11 protein-coding genes are annotated in these 13,764 nt (G+C 63.8%); 7 read left to right on the top strand and 4 right to left on the bottom strand.

All coding sequences use genetic code 11. The features are described from left to right. Positions 1-147: 147 nt before the first annotated feature. Complete coding sequence (gene ybiB / locus C2L65_RS01510) at positions 148-1,116, top strand: DNA-binding protein YbiB (protein WP_042306323.1); 969 nt, start codon at positions 148-150, stop codon at positions 1,114-1,116. Between the two features lie 513 nt (positions 1,117-1,629). Then, positions 1,630-3,288, top strand: coding sequence for a 2-isopropylmalate synthase (gene leuA, locus C2L65_RS01505; RefSeq protein WP_042306324.1), 1,659 nt, complete (start codon positions 1,630-1,632; stop codon positions 3,286-3,288). A 153-nt stretch (positions 3,289-3,441) separates the two neighbouring features. Here the strand turns inward: leuA and C2L65_RS01500 are convergent, their stop codons facing one another. Both C2L65_RS01500 and C2L65_RS01495 read right to left on the bottom strand, forming a co-directional pair. Then, entirely contained in the window at positions 3,442-3,825 is a 384-nt protein-coding gene (locus tag C2L65_RS01500; RefSeq protein WP_042306364.1) for a nuclear transport factor 2 family protein, read from the bottom strand. 45 nt (positions 3,826-3,870) lie between these two features. Continuing rightward, positions 3,871-4,434, bottom strand: coding sequence for an acyloxyacyl hydrolase (locus C2L65_RS01495; protein WP_042306325.1), 564 nt, complete (start codon positions 4,432-4,434; stop codon positions 3,871-3,873). A 350-nt stretch (positions 4,435-4,784) separates the two neighbouring features. Between C2L65_RS01495 and rpoH the strand changes: the two genes are divergently transcribed. From rpoH to cydX, 5 genes are all read left to right on the top strand, one after another. Further along, positions 4,785-5,720, top strand: coding sequence for an RNA polymerase sigma factor RpoH (gene rpoH / locus C2L65_RS01490; RefSeq protein WP_042306326.1), 936 nt, complete (start codon positions 4,785-4,787; stop codon positions 5,718-5,720). 314 nt (positions 5,721-6,034) lie between these two features. Then, positions 6,035-6,307, top strand: coding sequence for a cytochrome oxidase putative small subunit CydP (gene cydP, locus C2L65_RS01485; RefSeq protein WP_042306327.1), 273 nt, complete (start codon positions 6,035-6,037; stop codon positions 6,305-6,307). Next, positions 6,297-7,886: a cytochrome ubiquinol oxidase subunit I gene (locus tag C2L65_RS01480; RefSeq protein ID WP_042306328.1), complete on the top strand. Its 1,590-nt coding sequence runs from the start codon at positions 6,297-6,299 to the stop codon at positions 7,884-7,886. Before cydP ends, C2L65_RS01480 begins: the two co-directional genes overlap by 11 nt. A gap of 55 nt (positions 7,887-7,941) precedes the next feature. Continuing rightward, entirely contained in the window at positions 7,942-9,078 is a 1,137-nt protein-coding gene (gene cydB / locus C2L65_RS01475) for a cytochrome d ubiquinol oxidase subunit II (protein ID WP_042306329.1), read from the top strand. 27 nt (positions 9,079-9,105) lie between these two features. Continuing rightward, entirely contained in the window at positions 9,106-9,225 is a 120-nt protein-coding gene (gene cydX / locus C2L65_RS01470) for a cytochrome bd-I oxidase subunit CydX (protein WP_042306330.1), read from the top strand. Positions 9,226-9,294: 69 nt separating this feature from the next. On the opposite strand, the gene nagE is transcribed toward cydX, so the two are convergent. Both nagE and ptsP read right to left on the bottom strand, forming a co-directional pair. Then, entirely contained in the window at positions 9,295-11,058 is a 1,764-nt protein-coding gene (gene nagE / locus C2L65_RS01465; protein ID WP_042306331.1) for an N-acetylglucosamine-specific PTS transporter subunit IIBC, read from the bottom strand. Positions 11,059-11,167: 109 nt separating this feature from the next. Then, the gene (gene ptsP, locus C2L65_RS01460) at positions 11,168-13,756 is read right to left on the bottom strand and encodes a phosphoenolpyruvate--protein phosphotransferase (RefSeq protein WP_042306365.1); all 2,589 of its coding nucleotides are present in this window, start codon (positions 13,754-13,756) and stop codon (positions 11,168-11,170) included. Positions 13,757-13,764 lie beyond the last annotated feature (8 nt).

Raw genomic sequence — 13,764 nt, 5'->3', positions numbered from 1 at the left:
AAGGTTCATGGCAGGCCATGAATTTGCTCGCATTCTGCAGGTACACCCGGCGTGCGATACTCGAAAGGAAACGCAGCGCGCCGTAGCAGCGCTCGCGGCGCGTGCGAAGCGTCGTTGCCCGCCGTCCCCCACATACCGATTTGCCCGATGACCGATCTCACCGACACCACTCCCTTTCCTTGCGCCCGATTCATCAAGGAAATCGGCCGCGGCCCCAACGGCGCGCGCGCGCTCACGCCTGAGGACACGCACGCGCTGTACGGCGCGATGCTCGATGGCCGCGTCTCCGACCTGGAACTGGGCGCGATCCTGCTGGCGTACCGTGTGAAAGGCGAATCCGCCGACGAGCTGGCCGCGATGCTCGCGGCCGCCCACGCTTCGTTTGCGCCCGTCAACGTGAAGCACGGTACGTATCAGGCCGTGTCGATTCCGAGCTACAACGGTGCGCGCAAGCAGCCGAACCTCGTGCCGCTGCTCGCGTTGCTGCTCGCGCGCGAAGGCGTGCCCGTACTGGTGCATGGCGTGACGGAAGATCCGGGCCGCGTGACAAGCGCCGAAATTTTTGCCCATCTGACCGTCGCGCCCGCGCAGACGCACGCGGATATCGAAACGAGCCTCGCAAACCAGCGGATCGCGTTCGCACCCATCGGAACACTCGCGCCGAAGCTGGCGCGGCTGCTGTCGCTGCGTCGGCGGATGGGCGTGCGCAATTCGACCCACACGCTCGTGAAGATTCTTCAGCCCTTCGCGCCGGCGGGCCTGCGGCTCGTGAACTACACGCACCCGCCGTATCGCGAGAGCCTGACCCAGCTATTCGTCTCGCACCCTGACATGGCTGTCGGCGGCGCGCTGCTCGCGCGCGGCACCGAAGGCGAGGCTGTCGCCGATACACGCCGCCAGGTGCAGATCGACTGGCTGCATGACGGCATCTGCGAAACACGCGTTTCGGCCGAGCGCTCGTCGCCGGATGCGCCCGAGGTCGACTTGCCCGAAGGTCGCGACGCGCCGACCACGGCTGCCTGGATCGCAGCCGCGCTGAACGGTGAAGCGCCCGTGCCGGCCGCGATCACGCGTCAGGTCGAATTGATTGTCGACATCGCGCGGAAGGCCGCCTGACAAGGGCTGACGGCCTTTCCGCTCGCCTCGGCGAACTCGCCTAGGAACGCATCGCAGCGAATGGCGGGTTGACAGCCCCCCGCCGCCTCGCTTATCTTGTAAAAATGCGTTCCATTCCGAACACCCTCCGAATTACCCTCGGCCGCCTAGCGCGGCCCCTATCGCTACGTCTAGCGTAAGCAAGGCGTAGCGCCGCACGCAGTCGCCACAGCGGCTCGCGGCGGTCCTCAAAAGCAGTCCCAGTTTCACCCCAATCCGTAGTTCCTTCAAAACCTGTAGTCGTCCGTATTCGTCCGTTTACCACTCGGACGAATCGCGAGGGTCAAATGCACGTTGCATGGGCTTCCGTTCCGATCGTTGCCTTCGTCGTCGTTCAGACGACGCTGTTTGTTCGCGCCCGTTCGTTGCTCCCGCTAGCGCCCGGCTTGCGGGACGTGCATCTGTGGCATCCCGCCAGCCGCTCGACGCCACCTCACCCAGCACACGACTAGACGAATCGAACGAGGCCTCAACATGTTGCGCAACCCTGCCGAGAAGTACCGCCCCTTCCCCACCGTCCGCTTGACCGGCCGCAAGTGGCCCACCCGTACGATCGAGCACGCGCCGATCTGGATGAGCACCGATCTGCGCGACGGCAACCAGTCGCTGATCGAGCCGATGAGCATCGCGCAGAAGACAGAGTTCTTCGAGATGCTCGTCGCGATCGGTTTCAAGGAGATCGAAGTCGGTTTTCCGTCGGCGTCGCAAACCGACTTCGATTTCGTCCGCAAGCTGATCGACGAAAAGCGCATTCCTGACGACGTGACCATCGAAGTGCTCGTGCAGTCGCGCGCCGACCTGATCGCGCGCACGTTCGAGGCGCTCGAAGGCGTGCCGCGCGCGATCGTCCATCTGTACAACGCGATCGCGCCGTCGTTCCGCAAGATCGTGTTCGGGCTGTCGCAGGACGAAGTGAAGGCGCTGGCCGTCGAGGGCACGCGGATCATCCGCGAACATGCCGACGCCCGTCCGCAGACGCACTGGACGTACCAGTATTCGCCAGAAACCTTCAGCATGACCGAGTTGCCGTTCGCGCGCGAAGTCTGCGACGCCGTCGCGCAGACGTGGCGCCCGACGCGCGATCACAAGATGATCGTGAACCTGCCCGCCACCGTCGAAGCCGCGACGCCGAACGTGTACGCCGACCAGATCGAGTGGATGGACCGCAATCTCGGCTATCGCGACAGCATCGTGTTGTCGGTGCATCCGCATAACGACCGCGGCACGGCCGTCGCCGCAGCCGAACTCGCGTTGATGGCGGGCGCGGACCGTATCGAAGGGTGTCTGTTCGGTAACGGCGAGCGCACGGGCAACGTCGACATCGTGACGCTTGCGATGAATCTCTATACGCAGGGCATCGACCCCGGCCTCGATTTTTCGGACATCGACGCCGTGCGCCGCGTGGTCGAGCGCTGCAACCAGATTCCCGTGCATCCGCGTCATCCGTATGCGGGCGATCTCGTCTACACGGCGTTCTCCGGCTCGCATCAGGACGCGATCCGCAAGGGCTTCGCGCAGCAACAGCCCGACGCCGTCTGGGAAGTGCCGTATTTGCCCATCGATCCCGCCGACGTCGGCCGCAGCTACGACGCCGTGATCCGCGTGAACAGCCAGTCCGGCAAGGGCGGCGCGACGTATCTGGTCGAGCGCGGCATGGGCTTCGTGTTGCCGCGGCGCGTGCAGATCGAATTCAGCCACGCGGTGCAAACGGTGGCGGATCAGTCAGGCGAGGAAGTGACGGGCGACGCGATCTGCGCGCTCTTTACCCGCGAATATTTCGAGGCGGACGGTCCGGCGCAGCGCGTCAGCGGATCGACGGTGCGCTGGAACAAGCGCGAGATTGCCGTGCCCGCGACGGCGGCGGCGAGCATCGACGGTCATGAAGCGTATGCGAAGGCAGTTGCGCAAGAAATGGCGACGGCTTCGAAGCAAACCATCGAAATTACATCGTTCGAGACGGCGCGCACCACGGACGGCCGCACGGTCGTGTTCGTCGCCAGCCGCGTGGGCGAACAGCCGATGCGTCACGGCATCGGCGTAGCGGAGGACGAAATGACGGCCGTCGTCGATGCCGTAGTGAGCGGCGTCAATCGCGCGGGTTGGGCGGCTGTCGACCGGCGCGTCGCGGCGTAACGGCAGCAGTCACGTAACGGCGAACCGAGGCAAGGCAAAAACGAACAGGCAAGACCGCAGAAGCGCAAACGCCGGCGATTCAACCGTCGCCGGCACGCACGGACCGCTCACGAGGCGGCTTCCGTCAGATAAAGAGTGATGGTGCGATCCGCGTCACTCGATTGCGCAACGCGTCGCCTGCCACGCGATCAGCTGCCATTTGCCGTCTTCCTGCGCCTGAATCGCCATGTAGGCGATCGGAAAGAGCAGCGCGCCGCTATTCGCTTCCATCTCGATCAGCGCGCGCCCCGTGACAACGCAAGTCTCGCGGCCGACAGGCAGCACGTCCTGCGACTGCACCTCGATCTGGCGATAACGGCGGCGCCCGGCCGTGATGGCGTCGATGAACTGCTGCTTCGACTCGCGCTTGCCGTTCGTGTGGACGTAAATGACGCTATCCGACAGCAGCGCGTCGAGCTGCGGTCCGTTTCCTTCCACCATCGCGCGAAAGCGATCGCGCTCGAGCCCGCGAATCGCTTCAATCACTTTTGCCGGCATCGCGTTCGCCCCTATCGACGACGGCGCCGACAACGGCAGCGGTCGTCAGAAGTTGTACTGCACGTAAATCTGCTGGAAATTTATACCAGGATTCGGCTCTTTGATACTTGCATTGGAGATGTGCTGAAAGCGGTAGCCAAATTGGTACTGCTGACGCGAGCCGAATTGCGCGCCGACGCCCACCATGTCGGCGAACTGGAATGCGGAACTGAGCGTGTAACTCGACGCGATACTCGGATGGGTCAAAACCCGTACACCAATGCCCGCCTCGATGAACGGACGGATCGCGCCCGAGCCCTTGATGAACCGCACGACCGGCGTCACGCCGAATTCCCCGATATTGTCGTGATCGTTGCCTTCGTCCGTATGCCACCACGCGGCGTGCGCCTCGCCGATCAGCGCGAAATGCCAGTCGCCGATTTCCCACCAGGTCAGATTAGGGTCCCAGACGAAGCCCAGGTCGAGCTTTCGAACGTGGTGCTCGGCGAGACCGCCCGCGATCTGAACGCCGAACTGGTCCGCCGAAGCCAGACCCGATACGCCGAAAAGCGCTGCAGCGACGGCACATTTAAGTGCCAGATTAGACGAGTGGTTGTTCTTTTTTTCCATCGTGCGTCCACCGGATACGAGGTTTTGCAAGGGCAACGTGCAGCGACATTCTAGAGACACGAGCAACTATCGGACCCTTTAATAACAACTGAAAACTCACAAATCACTGCTTCTGTTTCCGAAAAAATCTTACCGACGATTGCAGAATCATGCCGCAGCCGAGCAATGCTAAGCGTTCGGTGCCAAACCCGCAGATGAGGTACGATGCTATTGAACGTGCATTTTCGATAGGAAAGAGGGAACTTGCATGCCCCTATGGCTTCTAAGTATTAGCACTCGGTAAATGAGAGTGCTAACATCCATCGTGGTCCGCTTTGGCGGACATTTGTCTGAATAAAGGAGTCTGCTACGTGAGCAACACATTGACCCTTCCGAGTACTCTGAGCCCGTCGTCGGCTAAGGCCGCTCCGGCAGGTGCACTGGCGCTCTCGCACGCTTCTCTTCTGCCCGGCCAGCTGGGCAACATCGACGCCTACATCCAGGCCGTGAACCGGATTCCGATGCTGACGCCGGCGGAAGAGCGCCAGTACGCCACCGAGTACCGCGAGCAAAACAATCTCGGCTCGGCGCGCAAGCTAGTCCTGTCGCACCTGCGACTGGTCGTGTCGATCGCGCGTAATTACCTCGGGTACGGTCTGCCGCACGCCGACCTGATCCAGGAAGGCAACATCGGCCTGATGAAGGCCGTGAAGCGCTTCGACCCGACGCAGAACGTGCGCCTCGTGTCCTATGCAATGCATTGGATAAAGGCCGAAATCCACGAGTACATCCTGCGCAACTGGCGCATGGTGAAAGTGGCGACGACCAAGGCGCAACGCAAGCTGTTCTTCAACCTGCGCAGCCACAAGCAAGGGTTGCAGTCGTTCACGCCGGACGAGATCGAGGGCCTGGCCAAAGAGCTGAACGTGAAGCGCGAGGAAGTGTCCGAGATGGAAACACGGCTGTCGGGCGGCGATATCGCGCTCGAAGGCCAGGTCGAAGACGGCGAAGAAGCATTCGCCCCGATCGCCTATCTCGCCGATTCGCACAGCGAGCCGACAGCCGTGCTGGCCGCGCGTCAGCGTGACCGTCTGCATAGCGACGGCATCGCGAGCGCGCTGGAATCGCTCGATCCGCGCAGCCGCCGCATCATCGAAGCACGCTGGCTGCAGGTGGAAGACGACGGTTCGGGCGGCTCGACGCTGCACGAACTGGCCGACGAGTTCGGCGTATCGGCGGAGCGGATTCGCCAGATCGAAGCAAGCGCGATGAAGAAAATGCGCACCGCGCTGGCCGAGTACGCGTAACCTCAGAGAAGCAGCGGGCGCGCGCCAGTTACCGGCCGCCCTCGTTTCGAAACAGAGCCCTGCTCTTCGCAAGAAGGCGGGGCTTTTTCTTGCGCGTCGTCAAATATTGCGCAGATACGCGTCATTGTCGAGACATTGCCTTGACCTCGCGCAGTACGTGAATTATTAGTGATAGAGACGGACCACCTCGCGACACGATGACGCGGCCCCGTCCGTCATCCCATTCCTACAATGGTTGTGCATGCGCCAGTGCCGCGAGTGATGCGCACTGTGTCCTGCCGGGTCAACCGGCGCGATGTCGTTGCCCATAAAACATGGCCATAACGCTCAATCACAGGAATGCCACCCGCCGCACGCTCGCCAGCCGCATCGTCGCGTGGGCTCGCGGTCCGACCTTCGCCCGCGACATCGTGATCGTGCTCGCGATCAAATTCGCGCTTCTGTTCGCGCTCAAGTTCGCGTTCTTCAATCACCCGCAGGCGCAGAACATGTCGCTGCCGCCTGCGCAGGTCGCCCAGGCGCTGCTGTCGGTGCCAGTATCCGTCCCAACGCCGCCTTCGACTCAAGGTGTCAACCATGCCCGCTAGCGACGTCGTCGATCTCTCTCGCCTGCAATTCGCCGTCACGGCGCTGTATCACTTTCTATTCGTGCCGCTGACGCTTGGGCTGTCGTGGCTGCTCGTCATCATGGAAAGCGTCTACGTGATGACGGGCAAGCCGATCTACAAGGACATGACGCAGTTCTGGGGCAAGCTGTTCGGCATCAACTTCGCGATGGGCGTCACCACGGGTCTCACGCTGGAGTTTCAGTTCGGCACCAACTGGTCGTACTACTCGCACTATGTCGGCGATATTTTCGGCGTGCCGCTGGCCGTCGAAGGGTTGATGGCGTTCTTTCTCGAATCGACCTTCGTCGGGTTGTTTTTCTTCGGCTGGAACCGGCTGTCGCGCATCCAGCATCTGATGGTCACGTTTCTCGTCGCGCTCGGCTCGAACCTGTCCGCGCTGTGGATCCTGATCGCGAACGGCTGGATGAACAACCCGGTCGGCGCGGAGTTCAACTACGAAACGATGCGCATGGAGCTGTCGAGCCTGTTCGCCGTGATCTTCAATCCCGTCGCGCAGGTGAAGTTCGTGCATACGGTGTCGGCGGGCTATGTGACGGCGTCGATGTTCGTGCTCGGGCTGTCGTCGTGGTATCTGCTCAAGCGCCGCGACATCGACTTCGCGCTGCGCTCGTTCGCCGTCGCGGCCGGCTTCGGGCTGGCGTCCACGTTATGCGTGATCGTGCTCGGCGACGAATCGGGCTATACCACGGGCGAAGTGCAACGGATGAAGCTTGCCGCAATCGAATCCGAATGGGAGACCGCGCCGCCGCCCGCGCCGTTCACGATTGTCGGCATTCCGAACCAGCAGGCAGAGCGCACCGACTACGCGTTGCGGGTGCCGTACGCGCTCGGCATCATCGCGACGCGTTCGCTCGACGAGCCTGTCATTGGCCTGAAAGAACTGATGGCCCGCAACGAGACACGCATCCGCAACGGCATGCTCGCGTACGACGCGCTGCAAAAGATCAAGCAAGGCGACGCCAGCGACGCAACACACGCCGCCTTCGACCAGCACAAGCAGGACCTCGGCTACGGCCTGTTGCTCAAGCAGTTCACGCCGAACGTCACCGACGCCTCCGCCGAACAGATCAAACAGGCCGCAAAGAAAACCGTGCCGCCCGTTCTGCCCGTGTTCTGGTCGTTCCGGTTGATGGTCGGCCTTGGCATCCTGTTCCTCGCGACCTTCGTGCTCGCGTTCTTCTTCTGCGCGCAACGCTCGCTGCTGCGCGACAACCGTCGCTGGTTCCTGCGCTGGGCCGTGTGGGCGATTCCGCTGCCGTGGCTCGCGGCGGAGTTCGGCTGGATCGTCGCGGAAGTCGGGCGCCAGCCGTGGACTATCGCGGGCATTCTGCCGACTTCGCTATCGGCGTCGAGCCTGACGGCGGGCGATCTGTATCTGAGCCTCGCTGGCTTCGTCGTGTTCTACACCGCGCTTTTCATCATCGAGATCACGCTGATGTTCAAGTACGCGCGGCTTGGGCCTTCGTCGCTGCATACAGGGCGGTACCACCACGAGCAGACCGCGAAGCCGGCGGTCGGCGCGAACACGGCGGCATGAGCGGCATCGACAGTGACACCCTTGCCGTCGCAGGAAAACACGAGGAAACATCGCTATGGATTACGCAACCCTCAAAGTGATCTGGTGGGTGCTCATCGGCGTGCTGCTGATCGGCTTCGCGCTCACCGACGGCTTCGACATGGGCGCAGCGATCCTGCTGCCGTTCATCGGCAAAACGGATGCGGAACGGCGCATCGTCGTGAACACGGTCGGCGCGACGTGGGAAGGCAACCAGGTCTGGCTGATCACCGCGGGCGGCGCGATGTTCGCCGCGTGGCCGCTCGTCTACGCCGCATCGTTCTCGGGCTTTTACTTCGCGATGCTGCTCGTGCTGTTCGCGCTGTTCTTCCGCCCGGTCGGCTTCGACTATCGCGGCAAGCGCGATGATCCGCGCTGGCGCACCGCGTGGGACTGGGCGCTGTTCGTCGGCGGCTTCGTGCCGGCGCTGGTGTTCGGCGTCGCGTTCGGCAACCTGCTGCAAGGCGTGCCGTTCCAGTTCGATCAGGATCTGCGCGTCAGCTATCAAGGCAGTTTCTTCGAGTTGCTCAATCCGTTCGCTTTGTTGTGCGGCGTGGTGAGCGTGTCGATGCTCACCGCGCACGGCGCGGCGTTCGTCAAGATGAAGGCGGATGGCGTCGTCGCACGGCGCGCATCGATTGCGCTGCGCATCGCGTCGCTGGTCGCGGTCGCGCTGTTTCTGATCGGCGGCGTGCTGGTCGCGACGCTGGTCGGTGGCTATCAGATCACCGAACCCGCGCCATTCGATACCGTCGCGAATCCGCTGTTGAAAAACGTGATCGGCGCGCCGGGGCTGTGGCTCACCAACTACGCGACGTATCCGTGGATGATCGCGGCGCCTGTCGCGGGCGTCGTCGGCGGCGTGCTCGCGCTCCTCCTGGCGAGTTCGCGCTTCGAGCGCAGCGCCTTTCTGTCGACGTCGCTGATGGTGATCGGCGTGATCCTGACGGCGGGTTTTTCGATGTTTCCGTTCATCATGCCGTCGTCGCTCGATGGACGCAGCAGCCTCACCGTCTGGGATTCGACGTCGAGCCGGATGACGCTGCAGATCATGCTGATCGCGGTGATCATCTTTCTGCCGCTGATACTCATCTACACGAGCTGGGTGTATCGCGTGATGCGCGGCAAGGTTACCGCCGACGCGATCGAACAGAACCATCATTCGATGTACTGACACGCCGCGCGCAAGAGGGAGCGAACCATGTGGTACTTCAGCTGGATTCTCGGTATTGGACTTGCGCTCGCGCTCGGCATCATCAACGTGATGTGGCTCGAAGCGAACAACGCCGTCGACCCGGACGCCGATCCGGATAAACGGTAAGCGGGTAAACGAAAATCGGCGCCCCGCGGGGCGCCGATTTCCTTTGCAAGACTCAGGCTTAGACGAACGTCACGCCGTTGCCGTCAGGCGCGTCGACAATTGCTGCGCGTAACGCTGCGCATCTTCGCCGACAACGATGTGGAACGTATCCGTCGACACCCACGCGACGCTCAGCGTGTCGAGACGCTGGCGATCGACGGCCGACGCATCGCGCACGACGATACGCAGACGCGTCGCCGCGACGGCTTCGAGCGAAACGACATTCGTCGCGCCGCCGAACACCGCGAGCCAACGCAGCGGGTCCGGATCGAGCGGGCCGTTGCCCGTTGCCGCAGCGGGAGTCGAAGCGGCAGCAGCAGCCGGCTTGGCCGACACAGCAGCAGGCGAAACAGCCGCCACCGCACCGCCGCTCGCGATCGTCGTACGGATTTCATCGGCGATCATGTCCGCTTCCGGTCCGATGATCACCTGCACGTTGCCGCCACCGCGCTTCAACACGCCACGCGCGCCGATCGACTTCAGCTCGTTCTCCGACACCTTCTCCGAATCCACCACCGACAGACGCAGACGCGTCGTGCAAGCATCGACCACCGACAGATTCACCGCGCCGCCCAGCGCCGCGATATAACGCTGCGCGCGCGTGCCCGACACTGCCGCTGCACCTTCGACAGGCGCCACATAACCGGCAGACGCATACGACTCGTTGGCCACTTCCGGCGTTTCAGCCTCACGGCCGGGCGTCGCCATGTTGAACTTGCGGATGAAGAAGCGGAACAGCCCGTAGTAGACGATGGAATACGCGATGCCGATGGGAATCGCTTCCCAGCCCTTCGTCGACAGGCCGTAGTTCAGCACGTAGTCGATCGCGCCCGCCGAGAACGTGAAGCCGAGCTTGATCCCAAGCGCCGAGCAGATCGCGAGCGACAGACCCGTCAGCACCGCGTGGATCGCGTACAGCACAGGCGCGAGGAACATGAAGCTGAATTCGATCGGCTCCGTCACGCCCGTCAGGAACGACGTCAGCGCCATCGAGAACAGCAGGCCGCCGACCATTGCGCGGCGCTCCTTCGGCGCTTCGTGGAACATCGCGAGACACGCTGCGGGGAGACCGAACATCATGACCGGGAAGAAGCCCGTCATGAACGTGCCCGCCGTCGGATCGCCCGCGAAGAAGCGGTGCAGGTCGCCCGTTACAGCGGCGCCGCCCGGCGGCGTGAACGAACCGAACACGAACCACGCGAGCGAGTTCAGGATGTGATGCAGGCCCGTCACCAGCAGCAGACGGTTCAGCAGACCGAACACGAACGCGCCGACTGCGCCAGCCGTCGTCAGCCAGTGGCCGGCTGCGTCGATGGCGCCCTGAACAGGACCCCACGCGTAGCCGAACACGATGCCTAACACCAGACACGCCACCCCCGTGACAATCGGCACGAAGCGTTTCCCTCCGAAGAACGCGAGGTAATCGGGAAGCTTGATGTCCTTGTACTTGTTGTACAGCATCCCCGCGACGATACCGGCGATGATCCCCGACAGCACGCCCATGTTGAGCTTGTCGTTGATGTCCTTCATCACGGCCACTTCGATCAGATAACCGATCGCGCCCGCCAGCGCCGCAACGCCGTTATTGTCCTTCGCAAAGCCGACAGCGACGCCGATCGCGAACAGGAGCGGCAGGTTGTCGAAGATCGCGCCTCCCGCGTCGGCGATCATCTTGATGTTGAACACATCGGGCTGGCCGAGGCGCAGCAACAGGCCGGCGACGGGCAAAACCGCGATCGGCAGCATCAGTGCGCGGCCAAGGCGCTGAATCTTCAGAAACGGATTTCCATCCATTGATACCTCCACTCCTTTGTCTCGTGTAGTTGCGTAATTGCTTTACATGCTGGTTGAAATGTCGAGCTGACGGATCTGGCTTTTCAGACTGGTTGCGACGCAAGCGCCATCAGTCTTGCGGCCAGATTTCGCGGCTCAGGGCTCTTACCGCTTGTGCCGATTCGAGCGCCAGAGCGTCCTGGGCGCGCTGACGGCACAACTGATAATCGAGTTTGCGTACGCGCGCCTTGATGCCGGGCACGGATACGGGGTCAACGGACAGTTCGGTCACGCCGAGGCCCACGAGCAGCGGCACCGCGAGCGGATCGCCCGCCAGCGCGCCGCACACGCCGACCCACTTGCCGTGCTTGTCGGCACCCTGCACCGCCGCCGAAACGAGGCGCAGCACGGCCGGATGCAGGCCGTCCGCCTGCGCGGCGAGATCCGGCTGGCAGCGGTCCATCGCGAGCGTGTATTGCGTGAGATCGTTGGTGCCGATCGACAGGAAGTCTGCGTGCTTCGACAGCTGATCGGCGAGCAGCGCCGCCGACGGCACTTCGATCATCACGCCGACTTCGATCTTCTCGGCGCGGCCCGCTTCGGCGGCGAGTTCGTCGATGCGCTTGCGCAGCCGCACGAGTTCGCCCACGTCCGTGACCATCGGCAGCAGGATGCGCACCTTGCCGACGGGCTGAACTGCAAGCAGGCCGCGCAACTGATCTTCGAGCAGATCCGGGCGCACCTGCGCGAGACGGATACCGCGCAGGCCAAGCGCCGGGTTCGGTTCGGGCGGCAACGTCAGGTAATCGACTTCCTTGTCCGCGCCGACGTCGAGCGTACGGATGATGGCCGTGCGGCCCTTCAGCGCTTCGACGATCGACTGATAGCTCTGGCGATGTTCGTCGACGGTCGGCGCCGCCTGGCGATGGATGAACAGCAGTTCGGTGCGCAGCAGGCCTACGGCGTCCGCGCCGTTATCAACGGCCGTGGTTGCGTCGTCGAGTGTCGCGATGTTGGCGGCGACTTCGATCGCGCGGCCGTCGCTGGTGGCGGCGGCTTGCTGCGACGTGCGGCGATTCACTTCGCGCACGCCTGCCAGACGCTCACGCTCGTTGCGCGCGCGTTCGACATCGAGTGCGCTCGGTGCGTATTCCAGATGGCCCGCCGTCGCGTCGACCACGACCTGCGTGCCATCGGCGATCGCGTGCAGCGCGTCGCCCATCGCGACCAGCGCGGGAATGCCCGCCTGACGCGCGATGATCGCCGCGTGCGACGTAGCGCCGCCGCGCGCCATCACGAGTGCGGTGACACGCTTGCGATCCAGCGACGACAGATCGGACGGCGTGAATTCGTCCGCGCTCAGCACGGCTTCATCGGGTAGCGAGCGCGAAGCCGCATTCGAGTAACCGAGCACGCGCAGCACGCGCTTTTCGAGGTCGCGCAAGTCGGCGGCACGTTCGGCGAGCAGCGCGTCGTCGACCTTCGACAGCACGCCGATCTGCGCACGGATCGCCTCGCGCCACGCGAAGCCCGCGCTCTTGCCGAGGCTGATCAGATCGCGCGCGGCGTCGATCAGCGTCGGGTCTTCGAGCAGCACCCGATGCACCGCGAAAATCCCCGCTTCGCCATGCGCGCCGCGTTGCGATGCGTCGCGCACGGTCGTGTTCAGTTCCGCGTCGACGGCGGCGATCGCCTTGTCGAGCGCACGGCTTTCGGCGGCGGGCGTGTTGCCCGTCGTCTCCGGCGGATCGATGTCGGCATCGTCCCAACGCACGAGCTTGCCGACGGCGATGCCGGGCGCCGCGCACACGCCCGCGAGCGTGTTCGGCGCAAGCGCTTCACCCGTCTTCGGCACGGCTGCAACGGGCGCCGGCGACAGCTGGCGCGCGGGCTTTTCTTCCGCTTCGCCGTGCGCCTCGCGCGTCAGTTCGCGCACCACGGCCTCGACGGCCGCACCAGCCTGCGCGCCGATACCGACGATCTCGACCGTCGCACCCTGCCCCGCGCCCAGACCGAGCAAGCCAACGACGCTTTCAATCGCCGCCTTCTTCCCTTCGAAACGCACTTCGACACGCGCATCGAGACCGCGCGCCGCTTCGCGCGCCCGTGCAGCCGGACGCGCATGCAGACCGCCAGCATGTTCAAGCACGATCGTCTGGCGCGCTTCTTCGCTCACGCTCGACGCTTCGCGCGATGCCGCCACGGCCGCACCGTCGCGCACACGCAGCGTCAGGAGCGGCGACTGGCCTGCCTTGAGTACGCCATCAGCCGCAGCGCGCTCGACGATCTCGAACGCATCCGAGTTCGCAATCGCGATCACCGACACGAGACTCGGCGCACTGCGCGCAACCGCGTCCTGATCGAACTCGATCAGCACGTCGCCGGTGCGCACGGTCGCGCCCTGCTCGATCAGCGGCGCAAAGCCCTTGCCGTTCAGCTCGACCGTGTCGATACCGATATGCAGCAGGATTTCGGCGCCTTCTGCCGTCGTGATCGTGACAGCATGGCCGGTGCGCGCCAGATGCATCACGACGCCGTCGCACGGCGCAACGAGCTTGCCTTCCAGCGGATCGATACCGATGCCGTCGCCGAACATGCCGCCCGAAAACACCGGGTCGGGCACCTTCGCGAGCGGGACGACGGGACCCGTCATCGGCGCGAGCAGGACAATATGGCCTTCGGAATGGCTCTTCAAACGGGACTCCTCGACACGTCGCATCTGCATCT

This window comes from Paraburkholderia terrae, assembly GCF_002902925.1.
In the GTDB taxonomy this organism is placed as follows: Bacteria; Pseudomonadota; Gammaproteobacteria; order Burkholderiales; family Burkholderiaceae; genus Paraburkholderia; species Paraburkholderia terrae.
The sequence above is the reverse complement of the archived record's forward strand: the minus strand, read 5'-3'. Positions and strand labels throughout refer to the sequence as shown.